At 62.2% G+C, this 16,351-nt stretch carries 13 protein-coding genes; 7 read left to right on the forward strand and 6 right to left on the reverse strand.

The genetic code is table 11. From position 1 onward, the window contains the following. Positions 1–232 precede the first annotated feature (232 nt). Complete coding sequence (locus BM300_RS06940) at positions 233–544, forward strand: Mpo1-like protein (protein ID WP_063322434.1); 312 nt, start codon at positions 233–235, stop codon at positions 542–544. A gap of 12 nt (positions 545–556) precedes the next feature. Further along, complete coding sequence (locus tag BM300_RS06945; protein ID WP_092145020.1) at positions 557–1,147, forward strand: HD domain-containing protein; 591 nt, start codon at positions 557–559, stop codon at positions 1,145–1,147. A 188-nt stretch (positions 1,148–1,335) separates the two neighbouring features. Here the strand turns inward: BM300_RS06945 and BM300_RS06950 are convergent, their stop codons facing one another. Then, on the reverse strand, positions 1,336–2,154 hold the full coding sequence (locus tag BM300_RS06950; protein ID WP_092462396.1) for a UDP-2,3-diacylglucosamine diphosphatase: 819 nt from the start codon (positions 2,152–2,154) through the stop codon (positions 1,336–1,338). A gap of 135 nt (positions 2,155–2,289) precedes the next feature. On the opposite strand from BM300_RS06950, the gene BM300_RS06955 reads away from it, so the two are divergent. Together BM300_RS06955 and BM300_RS06960 are read left to right on the forward strand one after the other, a co-directional pair. Further along, positions 2,290–3,039 (forward strand): helix-turn-helix transcriptional regulator, encoded by a 750-nt coding sequence (locus tag BM300_RS06955; protein ID WP_092225681.1) that lies wholly within the window; start codon positions 2,290–2,292, stop codon positions 3,037–3,039. A 117-nt stretch (positions 3,040–3,156) separates the two neighbouring features. After that, positions 3,157–4,047, forward strand: a complete 891-nt coding sequence (locus BM300_RS06960; RefSeq protein WP_092462398.1) for a DMT family transporter — start codon at positions 3,157–3,159, stop codon at positions 4,045–4,047. Here BM300_RS06960 and BM300_RS06965 read toward each other — a convergent pair. Continuing rightward, on the reverse strand, positions 4,041–4,328 hold the full coding sequence (locus tag BM300_RS06965; RefSeq protein WP_063322439.1) for an Rdx family protein: 288 nt from the start codon (positions 4,326–4,328) through the stop codon (positions 4,041–4,043). The two genes, BM300_RS06960 and BM300_RS06965, sit on opposite strands and share 7 nt — an antisense overlap. Before the next feature lie 70 nt (positions 4,329–4,398). On the opposite strand from BM300_RS06965, the gene BM300_RS06970 reads away from it, so the two are divergent. Next, on the forward strand, positions 4,399–6,600 hold the full coding sequence (locus tag BM300_RS06970) for a patatin-like phospholipase family protein (protein WP_092349621.1): 2,202 nt from the start codon (positions 4,399–4,401) through the stop codon (positions 6,598–6,600). Between the two features lie 133 nt (positions 6,601–6,733). Here the strand turns inward: BM300_RS06970 and BM300_RS06975 are convergent, their stop codons facing one another. The 3 genes from BM300_RS06975 to recQ all read right to left on the reverse strand — a co-directional run bounded on the left by BM300_RS06975 (position 6,734) and on the right by recQ (position 11,485). Then, complete coding sequence (locus BM300_RS06975) at positions 6,734–8,692, reverse strand: FimV/HubP family polar landmark protein (protein WP_092462400.1); 1,959 nt, start codon at positions 8,690–8,692, stop codon at positions 6,734–6,736. A 113-nt stretch (positions 8,693–8,805) separates the two neighbouring features. Next, positions 8,806–9,240: a MarR family transcriptional regulator gene (locus BM300_RS06980; protein ID WP_003199001.1), complete on the reverse strand. Its 435-nt coding sequence runs from the start codon at positions 9,238–9,240 to the stop codon at positions 8,806–8,808. Positions 9,241–9,358: 118 nt separating this feature from the next. Beyond that, the gene (gene recQ / locus BM300_RS06985) at positions 9,359–11,485 is read right to left on the reverse strand and encodes a DNA helicase RecQ (protein WP_092462402.1); all 2,127 of its coding nucleotides are present in this window, start codon (positions 11,483–11,485) and stop codon (positions 9,359–9,361) included. Positions 11,486–11,832: 347 nt separating this feature from the next. On the opposite strand from recQ, the gene BM300_RS06990 reads away from it, so the two are divergent. After that, the gene (locus tag BM300_RS06990) at positions 11,833–12,420 is read left to right on the forward strand and encodes a UPF0149 family protein (protein WP_003198997.1); all 588 of its coding nucleotides are present in this window, start codon (positions 11,833–11,835) and stop codon (positions 12,418–12,420) included. An 8-nt stretch (positions 12,421–12,428) separates the two neighbouring features. Beyond that, complete coding sequence (locus BM300_RS06995; protein WP_063322443.1) at positions 12,429–12,824, forward strand: YbaN family protein; 396 nt, start codon at positions 12,429–12,431, stop codon at positions 12,822–12,824. A 263-nt stretch (positions 12,825–13,087) separates the two neighbouring features. Here BM300_RS06995 and BM300_RS07000 read toward each other — a convergent pair. Continuing rightward, positions 13,088–16,351 (reverse strand): type I secretion C-terminal target domain-containing protein (locus tag BM300_RS07000; RefSeq protein WP_139232343.1); only part of this gene is annotated, 3,264 nt, incomplete at its 5' end.

A 16,351-nucleotide genomic window follows, 5' to 3' on the forward strand; every position in this document is an offset into this window, starting at 1 on the left:
ACGAGCGGCTGTTGTTGTCAGGCAAGACGCCACGACGAGTCATAGCCCGCTATGGCGAGGAGTGGCAACGCAGCATGACGGCAACAGAAGCCGTCCAAAAGGGGCGTTATTGGTAAGACCGGACACTAGAGTGGCGCCCATTGTCACTGGCTGTTGCAAATGATGGCTCTAGACTCAAAGCAAGCCACTGGATGCATCGGTCGCCAGAACAATAACCAAAGAGCCTGCAGTCTTGGAAAACACTAAACGATTCAATAGCTTCGCCGAGTTCTACCCGTACTACCTCAGCGAACACAGCAACAGCACCTGCCGACGACTGCATTTCATCGGCACCTCCCTGGTCATCCTGGTGTTCGCCCTCGCTCTCGTCGTGGGTAGCGGGTGGCTGTGGCTCGCCCTGCCCGTGGCCGGCTACGGCTTCGCCTGGGTCGGGCACTTCTTCTTCGAAAAGAACCGTCCCGCCACCTTCCAGCATCCGCTCTACAGCCTGCTCGGCGATTTCGTCATGTACCGCGACATGCTGTTGGGCAAGGTCGCGTTCTAACAAGGACTGCCGATGAGCAACCACGCGCGCTTTACCCACATGAAAGAAGGCACCCAACAAGACTGGGCGATCATCGCGGCCGACTTCAGCGCCTACGCGCGGCAATTGCCGGGCCGGATCCTCGCCCACTTGAAACTGCTGGACGGCGATTTCGGCGGGTTCCCGGTGGATCGCCTGACCCATTCCCTGCAAACCGCCACCCGCGCCTACCGTGACGGGCGGGACGAGGAGTACGTGGTCTGCGCCCTGCTCCACGACATCGGTGACACCCTGGGTTCATACAACCACCCGGACATCGCCGCGGCGATCCTCAAGCCCTTCGTCAGCGCCGAAAACCTGTGGATGGTGGAGAAGCACGGGATTTTCCAGGGCTATTACTTCTTCCATCACCTGGGCATGGACCGACACCTGCGCGAGCAATTCAGTGGTCATCCGCAATACCAGGCGACCATTGAGTTCTGTGCGAAGTACGACGCGGCGGCATTCGATGCCGAATACGACACCCTGCCCTTGAGTTTCTTCGAGCCGATGCTGGAAAGGGTCTTTGCCACGCCGAAGCAATCGATCTACAAGGCGGCGATGGCGGAACAAACGCCGCCCTGACAGACGCAGAAACCTATGTGGCGAGGGAGCTTGCTCCCGCTGGGTGGCGGAGCCGCCCCTCAAAAAACAGGGCCCCGAAAAACAGGGCCGCTTCGCGCCCCAGCGGGAGCAAGCTCCCTCGCCACAGGGGTTAACCCTGTCCGGTGCAAACAGGGTCAGATGTTTGCTTGCGAAAGTATCAAGCCGACCTACACCGGCTCGGCCATTTTCAACTCTGCCTTGAGCAACGCCTCCCGCGCCTGGGCTTCCGCCAACCGATACAACTCGATCGTCCCATCCCAATGCTCGATCAGCGCCGTGCAGGATTCGACCCAATCGCCACAATTAAGGTATTCCACCTCGCCCATCCTACGCATCTCGGCGTGGTGGATATGCCCACAGACCACGCCATGCAGTTCGCGCTTCACACACTCGTGGGCGATGGCTTCTTCGAAATCGCTGATGAAACTGACGGCGGTCTTGACCTTATGCTTGAGGTACGCCGACAACGACCAGTAGCCGTAGCCGTAACGGGCTCGCCAATGGTTTAGCCAGCGGTTCAACGTGAGGGTGAACTCGTAGGCCGAATCCCCGAGGAACGCCAGCCAACGGTGGTACCGGGTGATGACATCGAACTGGTCACCATGGATCACCAACAGATGCCGGCCATCGGCCGTGACGTGCACCGCTTCGTCCACCAACTGGATATTGCCCAGGATCAGCTTCGAATAGCGCCGCAGGAATTCGTCATGGTTGCCGGTGACGTAGATCACTTCGGTGCCGCGCTTGCTCATGGTCAGCAAGCGACGAATGACGTTGGTGTGGGCCTGGGGCCAATACATGCCACCGCGCAGTTTCCAACCATCGATGATGTCACCCACCAGGTAGATCTTGTCGGCGTGGTAGCCCTTGAGAAACTGCGACAAGTGCTCGGCCTGGCAATCCCGGGTACCCAGGTGCACATCGGAAATCCACAGGGTGCGTACACGCTGTTTGCGGCTGGGTCTGGCGAGCTCGGCGCTGGTCATTGGGCAACCCTCTGATCGTTTTCGCCACTGTGCACGCCAGCGGTTAATGGCCCATGACAAACACAAGTCCATTACATGACAGCGCGGGGCGGTGTGCCCTCGGTGTATGCTGGCGGCCTGATACGGGAGACCGCGATGAGACCGATCCTCACGCTACGCCACTACAGCCACGATCTGATTGTCCACAGCCACGACCACGCGCAACTGGTGTTCGGGTTGTCCGGCGCGCTGGATTTCGAGGTCGAAGGGCGTGGCAGCCAGGTGGTGCAACAGAGTTTCGTGGTAGTACCCGCCGGTGCCCATCACGCCTGCGGCAGCCCCCACGGCAGTCGCTGCCTGGTGCTGGATGTGCCCAGTGACGATTGGGTCGGGCGATGCCTGGGGGATCACGCCGATGCCAGCCGCCGTTTGCTCGACGACACCGCGCGCCTGCCCCTGGATGCGGGGCAAAGCCAGTTGGTCAGTTGGTTGGCGGGCAGCCCGGTGGACGATCCGGTGATCGCCCAGCAAGGCGCGGTGCTGCTGCTGGCGAGTCTCAATAACGCTCGCCAGGCAACCCACGGCGGCCGGCGCCTGCCCTACGCCGCGCTCAATGCCCACATCGACCAGAACGCCGCCTATGCGCTGCAAGTGGCGGACCTGGCGCGAATCGCCGGCCTCTCCAACGCCCGCCTGCACGCACGCTTCGTCGCCGAGTGCGGGCAAACCCCGATGGATTACATCCGCAGCCGTCGCTTGCACAAGGCCGTAGCGTTGTTGCGTGATTCGCAGTTGCCCATCGGTGAGATCGCCCACCGCGTCGGCTACAGCTCCCAAAGTGCCTTCTCCGCGGCGGTGCTGCGCGAATTCGGCGTCTCGCCGGGCAAGCTGCGGCGTCAGCGCTAGCTTCGCGCTAAAAATCGCTAGGATCGCGACAGACGCCAGCACCTCCCCAACGATTAAATACCCCCATGGGATCGATGTTTGTCCGTCGGTTTTGGCTTATCTGTTGAAAGGATTGAAATGACGCCCCGTACCGCCCTCGGCGCCCTGCACATCGGCGCACTCATGTTTGGCCTGACCGGTGTCTTTGGCAAACTCGCCGCGGCTTCGCCAGCAGTCATCGTGTTCGGGCGCGCCGTCTTCGCCGTGCTGGCCCTGGCGATGTTCGCCCGGCTCGCCAGCAACAGCCGCTGGCAGAAGCTGCGGGCCCGGGATGGCCGGCGATTGTTGCTTGGGGGGCTGTTGCTGGCCGGGCATTGGGTGAGTTTCTTCATCGCCGTGAAGGTGGCCGGCGTGGCGGTCGCCACGCTGGGGTTCGCCAGTTTCCCGGCCTTCACGGTATTGCTCGAGGGGCTGATCTTCCGCGAACGGATTCGCGCCAATGAAATCTGGCTGGTGGTGCTGGTGAGTGTCGGCCTGGTGTTGGTCACGCCGAACTTCGACCTGGCCAGCGGTGCCACCACTGGCCTGCTGTGGGCCGTGACCTCGGGGTTGCTCTTCTCCCTGCTGTCCTTGACCAACCGTGCCGGTTCGGCGCACGTCCCGCCGGTTCAGGCCGCGCTGTGCCAGAACGTGGTGGTCGGGTTGTGCCTGCTGCCGATGGCCGCGCCACAATTGAGCGACGTTCGCCCACTCGACTGGTTGTGGATCGGCTTGCTCGGCGTGTTCTGCACCGGCCTGGCCCACAGCCTGTTCGTCGCCAGCCTGGCGGTGATCAAGGCCCGCACGGCGGCGGTGGTGTTCGCCATGGAGCCGGTCTATGGCATCGCCATGGCCTGGTGGCTGTTCGATGAGAACCCGACCCTGCGCATGCTGCTGGGTGGCGTGGTAATCATCACGGCCATCGTGCTCTCAAGCCAACTGGGCGGTTCGAAGAAACCGGGGGTTGGCGCCCAAGCCGCGTCTCACTGAACCCGATCGTTGTGGCCCAGGTCCCGCTCCGGATCGATCCGGTCGCGGACCCGCTGCTTGAGGACCTTGGCTTCGGGAAAACCGCCATCGGCCTTGCGCTCCCAGATCTGCGTATTGTCGCAACTGATGTGGAACACGCCACCGGTGCCCGGCACCAGGGACACTTTGCCCAAGTCGTCGCCGAAGGTGCTGAGCAGTTCCTGGGCCAGCCAGGCAGCGCGCAACAGCCATTGGCACTGGGTGCAATACGTGATGACGACTTCCGGTTTATGTTCGGTCATTGCGGGTGGACTCCTGGATTCGAAGGCGTCGTTATAATACCCGCCTTTGACGCCCGCCCCGAGATTGACGATGCGCCGCCTCCTGCCCCTCCTGCTTCTGTTGCTGTTGCCCCTGCTCGGCCATGCCAACGTGCCCGCCGTCGAAGCGCCACGCCCGAAAATCGGCTTGGTGCTGTCCGGCGGTGCCGCACGGGGGCTGGCTCACATCGGCGTGCTCAAGGCCCTGGAAGAGCAAGGCATCAAGATCGATGCCATCGCCGGCACCAGCATGGGCGCGGTCATCGGCGGGCTGTATGCCTCAGGCTACAAGATCGACGAACTGGAAAAACTCGCCCTGGGCATCGACTGGCAACAGGCTCTGTCCGATGCGCCGCCACGCAAGGACGTACCCTTCCGGCGCAAGCAGGATGACCGGGACTTCCTGGTCAAACAGAAACTGAGTTTTCGTGACGACGGCAGCCTCGGCCTGCCCTTGGGGGTCATCCAGGGCCAGAACCTGGCCCTGCTGCTCGAAAGCCTGCTGGCCCACGCCAGCGATACACGGGACTTCGACAAACTGCCGATCCCGTTTCGCGCAGTCGCCACTGACATCGCCACGGGCGAAAAAGTCGTGTTCCGCAAAGGCCACCTGCCCAAGGTCATCCGCGCCAGCATGTCGATCCCGGCGGTATTCGCCCCGGTGGAACTGGACAACCGACTGCTGGTGGACGGCGGCATGTCCGACAACATCCCGCTGGATGTGGCCCGGGAAATGGGGGTGGACGTGGCCATCGTGGTCGACATCGGTACGCCCCTGCGCAACCGCAAGCAACTGGTCACGGTGGTCGATGTGCTGAACCAGTCGACCACCCTGATGACCCGGCGCAACTCTGAAGAGCAACTGGCAACGCTGAAGAAAGACGACGTGCTGATCCAGCCGGCGCTGGCGAGCTTCGGCTCCACCGATTTCGGCCGGGCCCAGGACATGATCGACGCCGGTTACCGTGCCACGCGGATACTCGAGACACGCCTGGCGCCTCTACGCCCGTCCGAGGCGCCCGACGCCGAGCTCATGGCCGCGCGCACCCCAAGCGAGCGCACGCCGGTCATCACCGCCATTCGTGTGGAGAACGACTCGAAAGTCGGCGATGACGTGATCCGCTATTACGTTCGCCAGAAGATCGGCGAGCCGCTGGACCTGGGCCGCCTGCAGACCGACATGGGCACGCTGTACGGCCTGGATTACTTCGAACAGGTGCAATACCGCGTGGTCCGCAAGGGCCCGGATCACACGCTGGTGATCAGCGCCCGGGGCAGACGCACCGGCACCGACTACCTTCGGCTGGGGCTGAGCCTGTCGGACGACATGCGCGGCGACAGCGCTTTCAACCTGGGGGCCAGCTATCGGGTCAACGGCATCAATCGCCTCGGTGCCGAATGGCTGACCCGGGCGCAGATCGGCGACAAGCAGGAGCTGTACAGCGAGTTCTACCAACCATTGGATGTCGGTTCACGTTACTTCATCGCCCCCTACGGGCAATTTGAATCTCGCAACGTGGAGTCCATCCTGGACAACGATCCGGTGGCCCAGTATCGCGTCGAGCGCTATGGCTTCGGGCTGAACGTGGGCCGCCAGATCAGCAACAACGGCGAAATCCGCTTCGGTGTCGGCCAGGCCTGGGGCAAGGCGGATGTGCGCATTGGCGATCACGACCAGCCCAGCGAAAACTTCAATGAAGGTTTCTATGAGCTGAAGTACTCCTTCGATTCCTTCGACAACGTGTATTTCCCCCACGAAGGGGAAGATATCGGCCTGAGCTGGCGCCAATACGAACCAGGGCTGGGTTCCGACCAGCGTTACCGCCAGTGGGAATTCAAGCTGGACAAAGCCCTGAGCAGCGGCCCGGACACCTTCATCCTGGGCGGGCGCTACGGTCGAACACTGGACACTGCTGAAGTCGTGACGTCCAGCTTTGTGCTCGGTGGCGCGCGGCAGCTGTCAGGTTTTCGCGAAGACGGGATATCCGGACAGAACATCAGCCTGATGCGTGCCGTGTATTACCGCCGCCTCACACCGCGGGCCTATCTGCCACTGGACTTCCCGCTGTACGTCGGCGGCTCGTTGGAACGCGGCAGGGCCTGGAACAACGACAACGAATTCGACAGCGGCTACATCAACGCCGCCAGCATTTTCCTGGGCTTCGATACACCGCTGGGGCCACTGAATTTCAGCTATGGCTTTAACGACGATGATGAACAGGCGGTGTATCTGAACCTGGGGCAGACGTTTTGAGGGGCTGTCTGGACAGGATTTGACAGCCTGATAGGCCGCTATCGCGAACAACCTCGCTCCCACATGGGGGCGCAGATGGCTGTGGGAGCGAGCTTGCTCGCGAAGAGGCCAGCCGCTACAGCCTCGATGGTTCTTAGCGAATCCCCGCCAGCAGCACCCGGGCGGTCTGCTTGAGGGGTTCGTCACCCTCCTCGAGCAGTTCTTCAAGCAGGGAAACGGCGGTTTTCAGGTCTCCGTCGTCGATGCAATTCTGTGCCTGTTCCAGCTTGACCGAGTGTTCCGGGGCCTGAGGCTCGAGGGGCAGGGTGTCCAGGGAAACAGGTTCAAGGGCCAGTGGCTCAAGTTCCAGCGACTGTTCTTCGTCGGCAAAGCTATCGAGGAAGGCATCGTCCAACGACTCGGTTTCCAGTGGCGCTTCCCATTGCAGGTCCGGCTCGTCAAAACCTGAAAGCGAAAAGCTCTCGGCGGCATAAGGTGAAACAGCCTCTTTATCGGCAGTGTTGTCCTGGGCATCGGCGAGGTCCCAGCTGGTTTCCATGGACAGCGCATCCAGGTCCAACTCGAACTCGTCACCGGGCACCGGCTCACGTTCAGGAGCAGGTGTCGGTGCCGGAGTAGATGAAAGAACCGGGACCTGAGGTGGTACCGACGCCACTGTCGGCGCGGCGATCATGGAAACCTTGGGGTAGCGCCCGCGGACCTCCTCCAACGTCCCGGCATCGATACCCTGTGCCTGTAGATGATGCTCCTGGGCCTGGAAACCGATGACATCGCCCTGCTTGCCCAGTACTTCCAGCAACTTGAGGCCCAGGTCGGTGCGCTCCGGCTCCGCCAGCAACGCGGCGCGCAACAGCCCTGCGGCCTCGGTGAATCGACCGTAGGTCAGGTAGATCCCGACGCCCTCCAGCACATCACCCAGGGGCGTGTCACCGTTATTGAACGATGCCGCGGTCTCGGACGGCTCCGTGTCGGGGATTGATGCAAAGGTTTCGTCGCCCTCCTCCAGCATCGGCTCGGGACGCCCGGTCATCGGTTCCAACTCGGCCTGCTGCTGCCGACGCCGAACGAACAGTAACAGCGCCAGCAACCCCAACAGGCCCACCAGCCCCGCCACCCATGTCCAATTGATGCCCTCTGGCTCTGCTACCGGTTCTGTAGCGGGTTGCGCGTTCGACGCCGGTTCCGATGCAGGAAGCGCCGGTTGCGGTTGCGTCGATGCGACAGGGGCTGGCGCTACCTCGGCCAGCCGGGCCTGCAATTCGCTGATCTGCTTGCGCTGGCCAGCGACTTCCTCGTCCTGGGCCTGGAGCCGGGCCTGCAGTTGCTCGATAGTCTTCTGTTGCTGCTGGTTTAGCAGCACGCTGGCGGCCAATTGCTCATCGGACGCGGCGGGGGCCTGGCCGGCCGGGGTTGCAGCCGACGTCGGCAGCACGGCCGAGTCGGGCAACAACAAGCGCTGGCCGATGGAAAGCCGGTCGCTGCCGGGGTTCAAGGCCTGGATTGCTTGCATCAACTCATTGATCGACGCGTTGCTGCCGGCGTCATGCAGGCGTTTGGCGATGAGCCAGGGGTTGTCCCCCGGCACCACGGTGTAGCGCTTGCCCTGTACCGCCGGGGGCGGCTTGATGGACGGCGGGGCCTCGGAAGGTTCGTCACGGACAGGCACGATACCCGGTGTGCCCGGCGGGTCGATCAGCACGGTGTATTCGCGCAGCAGGCGCCCGTTGGGCTGATTGAGCTGCACCAGGAAGTTGAGAAAGGGTTCCTCCACCGGTTTGCTGGAGGTCACCCGAATGAAGCTGCGCTCCCCGCGCAAGACCGGCGTGAAGCGCAGGTTGTTGAGAAAAAACGCCCGCTCCACACCCGCACGACTGAAATCGTCCGGGCTCGCCAGGCTGGCCGACAGATCGCCCTCGCCGATGCCGGCCACATCGACCAGGGCGATATCGGCGCGCAACGGCTGGTTCAGGGCGGAATGGAGCGTTATGTCCCCCAGTCCCAGCGCCGACGCCAAGGCCGAATACCCCAGGGCACCCACGACGACCGACACGTTGACCCAACTGCGCAACGTGGACTGCAAACTTTCAAGCATGGGTATCCCTTTCGACTACCAGACTGAGCGTAAACGCATCCAATACGATCACTTAGTACTGGTTATAGTTCGCTAATCGCCGAATCTCAAAAGTCTGGCGCCAGGGATATGCCTCAGGATTTTTCCAGGTTGGCCAGGATCGTACCGTGGACCCGCATGCACACGCGCATGTCCGCTTCATCGACCCCTTCGAACAGCTCACGCCGCAATTGCGTGGCAATGGTTTCGATTTGTTCGATCAACGGTAGGGCCGGTGCGCAGAGCACGATTTTCTTGGCCCGGCGGTCCTCGGCCACGGCCTGGCGCTGTACCAGCCCCTGGGTTTCCAGGCTGTCGAGCAACCGGGCCAGGGTCGGTCCTTCGACGGCGACGCTCTGGGCCAGTTCACGCTGGGTCGGCGCCTGTTCGAAACGGGCCAGGTGCAACAGCACCAGCCAACGCGCCTGGGACAGGCCCAACCCGGCCAGGCGACGATCCAGTTCGGCACGCCAGCCCCGAGACATTTGCGCCAACTGCATGCCAAAACGGTGTTGATCGGTTAACGGCATAAAAAAACTCATCAGATCTGAAATAGAGAAAAACTAATTATTAGTCAGCTAAGCATGAGCTTTGGATTCAAGCAAGGCTCGCCTTGTACTGAATCGTTAAAGGAACGCAACTTACTGATCAGACTTCAAATTCCGACTGCAATGCAGCCCTGACGCAATACAACACACCTTCGGGAACCCGTCCGACAAACAGTGCGGCAACTTCAGACACTGGTGGTAACTCGCCTTCGCCGTCCAGGAAGGCATCCTGCACTTCACCCATCAGTTCCTCGGGCAGATCCAGTGCCTGTTCCAGGGATAACTGCTGTTTGCCAATGGCCTCGGCCAGCATCGTGTAGACGTTCTTTTCCGAGCACTGCAGTTGCCCGGCGATCTGCAACGGCGTCATGCCGGCCCGGGCCAGTGTGATGAGTTCGTGGCGTACATCGGCCACCGCTTTCGGTGCTTCGGCCTCGCCGCCCAGGACCTGGAGGAAGGCCTCGCCATACCGCTCCAGCTTGCGCGCGCCCACGCCACTGACCCGGGCCATTTCCGCCAGGGAGGTGGGCTGGCTGCGGAGCATTTCCAGCAGCGTCGAGTCGGGGAAGATGACGTACGGCGGGACACCGTGCTCCTCGGCCAGCTTGCGCCGCAAGGCCCGCAAGGCTTCCCATTGATCGCGCTCTTCGCCACGCACCAGTTGGCTGGCCTGGCTCTTGCTGCTCTTGACCGCCGTTGCCGGTTTGAGGTCGCGGCGCAGTTCGAGGGTGACTTCACCTTTGAGCAATGGCCGGCAAGTCGCACTCAGGCGCAGGCCGCCGTAGCCTTCCAGGTCGATGTCGGCCAGACCGCGGGCCACCAGTTGTCGGAATAATGAACGCCACTCACTCTCGGTGCGCGCCTTGCCCACACCGAACACCGACAGGTGCTGGTGGCCAAAGCTGCGGACCTTTTCGTTGTCCTTGCCCAGTAACACGTCCACCAGATGCCCAACACCGTAGCGCTGGCCGGTGCGGAAAATCGCCGACAAGGCCTGGCGGGCCGGTTCGGTGGCGTCCCAGGTTTCCACGCCATCGACGCAGTTGTCGCAATGCCCGCAAGGCTGGGGCATGTCTTCGTCGAAATAGGCCAGCAGGGTCTGGCGCCGGCAGCGGATTTCTTCGCACAGCGAGAGCATCGCGTCGAGCTTGTGCTGCTCCAGGCGCTTGTGGCGCTCATCACCTTCGGAGCTCTGCAACATCTGCTTGAGCATCACCACGTCTTGCAGGCCGTAGGCCATCCAGGCGTCGGCCGGCAAGCCATCACGACCGGCACGCCCGGTTTCCTGGTAATACGCCTCGAGGGACTTGGGCAGGTCCAGGTGCGCGACAAAACGCACGTTGGGCTTGTCGATGCCCATGCCGAACGCAATGGTGGCCACCATGATCAGGCCTTCCTCGTTGAGGAAGCGCTTCTGGTGATAGGCCCGCAGGTCGTTGGGCAGGCCGGCGTGATACGGCAACGCCGGGAACCCCTGCTCACACAGAAACGCCGCCACTTCATCGACCTTCTTGCGCGACAGGCAGTAGACGATGCCGGCATCACTGCGACGTTCGGCGAGAAACGCCAGCAACTGCTTGCGCGGCTGCTCCTTGGGGACGATGCGGTAGAAAATATTCGGACGGTCGAAGCTGGACAGGAAGCGCTCGGCATCCTGCAAATGCAGGCGCTCGACGATTTCCTCGCGGGTGCGTTTGTCGGCGGTGGCGGTCAGGGCGATGCGCGGCACGTCGGGGAACAGTTCCGCCAGTTGTCCCAGTTGCAGGTATTCACGCCGGAAATCATGGCCCCATTGGGACACGCAGTGGGCTTCGTCGATGGCGAACAGGGCGATTTCCAGGCTCTGCAGGAACGCCAGCATACGTGGCTGCACCAGGCGTTCCGGGGCCAGGTACAACATCTTCACTTCGCCGCGCCTGATGCGTGTCGCCAGGTCCCGCTGTTGCTCGGCGCTGAGGGTGGAGTTCAGCGAAGCAGCGGCAACCCCCAGTTCCTCGAGGGTCGCAACCTGGTCGTCCATCAATGCGATCAGTGGCGAGACCACCACGGCCAGGCCGTTGCGCAACAACGCCGGGACCTGGAAGCACAAGGATTTGCCGCCGCCGGTGGGCATGAGCACCAGGGCATCGCCACCGCTGGCCACGCGCTCAATAATGGCACCCTGGCGGCCACGAAAACTGTCGTAGCCGAAGATGTCCTTGAGGACGCGTTGAGCCTGTTCGAGCATAGAAACTCCAAAAATCACCGAAACATCCCTGCAAGGCTGGTTCAGAATCACAAAAGCTGCACCGGCAAATCGTAAGTGCGCGTTTCGAACCGGCGGGACGCCGCAGGGCATCACAAAACGCGGCAGTATACCCGAGGCCTTCGTTGCGAAGGGCGCTGCTGACAAGAGGTGTTCGATGAAGCCCTTGCACTGTTGCCAGTCATGCACCGAACCTGTGGCGAGGGATAAATGCCAGGGCATGCGGGCAACCCAGCCCTTACCGGCAAGGCAAATACGCCACGCGGCTGGCCTGGGCGCTCAAGAAGGCCTAGAATTCCCGCATTGTTTATTCCCCAAGGTAGCCCGTAATGTCCTTCGCTGAGCAACTGACCCGCCTGCAAGTCTTCCTCGACGCCGATGAGCTGCACGAAGAGGCGCTGGACTACGTGGCCGCTCACGGCTATCTGACCGCCCTGTCCATCTGCGCAGAAACGGTGCCGGACCGTGAGTGGATCGACGCCCTGTTCGCCGAAGAGCCGCATTACAGCGACGAAGCCCAGCGTGCCGAAATCGAAGCCACGCTGGTCGGCCTCAAGGCCCACATCGCCCGCCAACTGGCTTCCGACGAAGAGTTCGAACTGCCGTGCGACCTGGACTTGGGCGATGACCCGGACGATTCGGAACTGCGTGGCTGGTGCATCGGCTTCATGGAAGGCGTGTTCCTGCGCGAAGCCGCCTGGTTCGAAACCGCCGAAGAGGAAGTCAGCGAAATGCTGCTGCCGATCATGGTCGGTTCCGGTCTGTTCGACGAGCAACCGGAGTTTTCCGACATCGCCGCCGACGCCAACCTGATGGACGACATGATCGTCCAGATCCCCGAAGCCCTCACGGCCCTGTACCTGCTGTGCAACGCACCGGACGAGAAACCGGCGATCCTCAAGCCTCGCCACCACTGAGTGACCGGGTGCCCTCGCCCATTGGCAATCGCCCGCTGATCCTGCGTTACGTTCTGTTGGCCATCGGCTGGCTGAGCGTAGCGCTGGGGGTCATCGGCATCTTCGTCCCCGTACTGCCCACCACCCCTTTCCTGCTCTTGGCGGCGGCCTGTTTCGCCCGCAGTTCGCCGCGCTTCTACCAATGGCTGGTAGAACATCCCCGCCTCGGCCCGTGGATTCGTGACTACCTCAGTGGCAAGGGCATCCCGCTCAAGGGTAAGGTCTATGCCATCGGACTGATGTGGGCGAGCATCCTCTTTTCCTGCTACCTGGTGCCCCTGCCGTGGGCCCGGGGGTTCATGCTCACCAGTGCGGTGCTGGTAACGGTTTATATCCTCAGGCAAAAGACGCTGCGCAAGCCTTGAATGTGGCACGAGCCTGGATCTCCTGTGGCGAGGGAGCTTGCTCCCGCTGGGTGGCAAAGCCACCCCAAATGAACTAACTCAATTTTCCTGGCTCATCGCACCATGCCTTTTTTGCGACTGCTGCGCAGCCGAGCGGGAGCAAGCTCCCTCGCCACAAAGGCATGCATGCGTCCAGCAATCTGTGGATCCACCCACAAGGTTCAGAAAAACAAAACCCGCCATTTCCAGACCGGAAATCGCGGGTTTTGTTATTTCAGCTCATCTCACACCGTGTCCACCTTCAACGAGTGGTCATTCAACATCCCGTTGATGATGGTCGCCGTATCTGCACCTGCGATCATTCCGTCTGCGCCGGGTGTGACGCCGTAATGACTGGCGAGGTTGACGCCGGCCAGGTCGATGGTCTGGTTCGGCGTGGCGCCGGCGATGGCGCTGACGTCGATGCTGGTAATGACCGACGCCCCGCTGCCGCTCACGCTGAAATGCAGGTAATCGTCCAGTGACGCCGCGCTGCCATTCTCCCCCTGCAACAACTGGGACAGGTCGAGTTTGTCGACACCGGGCGCGAAGTCGGTGATCACGTCGTGGCCGCTGTTGCCCGCCTGCCATTGGAAGGTGTCGGCGCCGCTGCCGCCGGTGAGGGTGTTGTTGCCCAGGCCGCCAATCAGCAGGTCATCGCCGCCACCGCCATTGAGCACGTCATGGCCCAGACCACCGTCGAGGCGGTTGCTGGCGCCGTCGCCGGTGAGGGTGTCGTTGAAGTTCGAGCCCACCAGGTTTTCGATGCCGATCAATGTATCGGTGCCCGCGCCCAGGGTGTTCTGCGCCGCCAGCAGGCCCAGGTTCACCGTGACTGCCGACGTGGCATGGGCGTAGCTGACGGTGTCGTTGCCCGTACCGCCATCGAGCAGGTCGTTACCCGTGCCGCTGTAGAGCAAGTCATTGCCGGCCCCACCGTTCAGGGTGTTGTTGCCCGAACCGGCGCTGAGTACGTCGTTGCCGTCGCCGGCGTTGAGGATGTTGTCGCCGTTGCCAGCCAACAGCACATCGTCACCACTGGTGCCCGTCAGGGTATGGCCCGCCTGGTAGCTGATGCCTACCGCTGCGCTGTCACTGCCGCCATGGTTGTCGCTGGCGGTGTAGCTGCCGTGGTAGTCCGGTGTTTTGTCTTGCGCCCCGGAATAGTCAACGGTGAGGGTCAGTTGATAGTTCTCCGCAGCGTTGGAATTACCGCCGCCGGGATTGGCGATATTGGTGACGTGGATCTGGTAATTGCCATCCGCTGCCGCGGTGAAAGAAGCCCCATCGTTGATCGCAATGAATGGCCCGCCGTTGAGCGAATACTCCATCGCAATGCGACCGGCCGACAGGTTGTGGTCCAGGGTGAGGGTTTCCCCCTGTTTGAGGCTGATGTTGAGCCGGTCTTCATCGTTGGTGTTGTTATTGGACACCATCCCCAGTGCACCGCTGACCACCAACATCGCCGTCATGCTCGCGGTATTGGCGACGAAAGCGCTGCGGCTGAGATTGATCGATTGCACGTTGTTGCCGGTGAAGCTGGCCGTGCCGGTGCTGCCGGTGAAATCCGCGCCTTTGGCGACCCAACCGGTATTGAAACTGGTGGGTGACGCGCTGAGCGGATCGCCGTTGGCGTCGCTGTCGTTACCCAACAGCAATTCACCCGGAATCACGATGTTGCCCGACAGCACGTTGGTGATGATGTTGTCGTCGCCAGCGATCGGTGGACTGTTGGGCACGACGTTGATCACCAGGTTGGAGCTCGCCAGGTCACCGTCATGGTCGCTGACGGTGTAGCCGATGTGCTCGCTGATCAAGGTGCTGGTGGTCGTCTGGGAGGTGTAGGTGAACGCACCGGTATCCAGGTTGACCACCAGGGTGCCGTCGTGGTCGGTGGCAATGCTCAATGTGTTGGTGGCGGTATTGAAGGAGCCATGGTTGAGCCCGCCGCTGGCGGTCAGCGCGCCATGGCCACCGTTGGCCGCCGGGTCATAGCTGTACGTGGTGCCATCGACCACCAGGCTCTTGATAAACCCGCCATCGGCGCCGAACGAGCCTCCCTCGCCCAGCAGGTTGCCGGTGACCGGCGCGCCTTGCACGGTACCGGAAAGCACCGAGTTGAGCTGGTTCAGGTCGGTGACCACCACCGCGTTGGTGTTGGTGTGCGTGCTGCCGTCATAGGCCAGCGGGTCGAGGTTGATGTTTCTGGCGCCGCTGCCCAGGCCGACGGCGTAATTCTTGATGCCGTTGGCATCGAGAAAGGCTTTCCATGCGACCTCGTCCGCCGAGCCGATTTCGCCCAAGGTCGGCTTGCCATCGGAGAAAAAATAACCAATGTTCTGGGCGCCGGTCAGTTGTCCGGGGGTGGCGAACGCCGTCTTGGCCATCGCCACGGCCGCATCGTAATTGGTGTCACCGTGCGCGTTCAGCGCGGCGATCAGTGTCTTGGCAGTTGCCACGTCCACCCACACGGCACTCTGGTCGGTGGCACTGCCGCTGAAGGTCACCAGCTGGACTTTGACGTCGCCCATGTCGTCGTATTTGTCGAGCAAGGCGCTGATCGCCTGTTTGGCCAGATCCATACGCGAGAGCCCCGGCACGCCGGAATCGTCTTTCATGCTGCCGGACACATCCAGCACGATCAGCAGGTTCGAATCGACCTCCACCGCCGTGACCGAACGCTCGGACGCGACAGCCTTTGGTATGTCATCGACAATGCTGACCACCAGGCTGCCGGTAGTGCTGTTGCCCAGGGAGTCCGTGGCCTGATAGGTGAAGCTTTCGCTCAACACGTTCGGGCCATCGTTGGCATGGGGTGTGGTCGTGGCCGGCGAGGTCAAGGTGTAGGTGTACGACCCATCAGGATGGAGCAGCAACTGACCGTAGGCACCGGTGGCATTGCCCACCAGGGTGAAGGTGACGGCGCCCGTGGCACCGCTGACCGAGCCGACCAAGCTCCCGCTGGCGGTTTCACCGGTAGCGCTCGGGTCACTGCCGGTGACGGTGCCGGGGGCCAGGTCCTGGCCGTCCTGGGTCAGGTCCAAGGCTTTTTCGTAGACGGTCACGTCATGGTCGATTGCTGCGACGAGGCAGCTGTTGTGCACGTCGACAGTGATGGTCGTCGTGCTTTCATCACCATCGGCATCACGCACGGTATAGGTGAAGACATCGGTCGCGCCTGGTGCGCCGACAGCATCGGGATTGCTGTGGTAGACGGCGTTGCCGTTGGTGTCCAGGGTCAGGTAGCCGTAGGTGCCATTGATCTGGCTGTTGAGGCCGCCGATGGCGGGGTTCGAAGTGTCGTTGCCGGCGCGCACACCGATGACTGCACCGCCGTCGGCACCGAGTACGTCGTTGTCCAGCACGTTGCCATTGACCGTGCCGCCCTCCACCACCGAGGCGAAATCGCAGTGAGCCTTGGGCACGTCGTCGACAATGTCGATGACGATGGTGCTGGTGACCGTGTTGCCCAACGAGTCCGTGGCCTGGTAGGTGAAGCTTTCACTCAA

Origin of the sequence: Pseudomonas sp. NFACC46-3 (genome assembly GCF_900114515.1) — a bacterium.
GTDB classification, from domain to species: Bacteria; Pseudomonadota; Gammaproteobacteria; order Pseudomonadales; family Pseudomonadaceae; genus Aquipseudomonas; species Aquipseudomonas fluorescens_Q.

Excerpts from the sequence above, each read along its gene's own strand:
- BM300_RS06945 (WP_092145020.1), top strand. The coding sequence starts at position 557 with ATGAGCAACCACGCGCGCTTTACCCACATGAAAGAAGGCACCCAACAA.
- BM300_RS06955 (WP_092225681.1), top strand. The coding sequence starts at position 2,290 with ATGAGACCGATCCTCACGCTACGCCACTACAGCCACGATCTGATTGTC.
- BM300_RS06965 (WP_063322439.1), bottom strand. The coding sequence starts at position 4,328 with ATGACCGAACATAAACCGGAAGTCGTCATCACGTATTGCACCCAGTGC.
- recQ (WP_092462402.1), bottom strand. The coding sequence starts at position 11,485 with ATGCTCGAACAGGCTCAACGCGTCCTCAAGGACATCTTCGGCTACGAC.
- BM300_RS06960 (WP_092462398.1), top strand. The coding sequence starts at position 3,157 with ATGACGCCCCGTACCGCCCTCGGCGCCCTGCACATCGGCGCACTCATG.
- BM300_RS06980 (WP_003199001.1), bottom strand. The coding sequence starts at position 9,240 with ATGCCGTTAACCGATCAACACCGTTTTGGCATGCAGTTGGCGCAAATG.
- BM300_RS06990 (WP_003198997.1), top strand. The coding sequence starts at position 11,833 with ATGTCCTTCGCTGAGCAACTGACCCGCCTGCAAGTCTTCCTCGACGCC.
- BM300_RS06970 (WP_092349621.1), top strand. The coding sequence starts at position 4,399 with ATGCGCCGCCTCCTGCCCCTCCTGCTTCTGTTGCTGTTGCCCCTGCTC.
- BM300_RS06950 (WP_092462396.1), bottom strand. The coding sequence starts at position 2,154 with ATGACCAGCGCCGAGCTCGCCAGACCCAGCCGCAAACAGCGTGTACGC.
- BM300_RS06975 (WP_092462400.1), bottom strand. The coding sequence starts at position 8,692 with ATGCTTGAAAGTTTGCAGTCCACGTTGCGCAGTTGGGTCAACGTGTCG.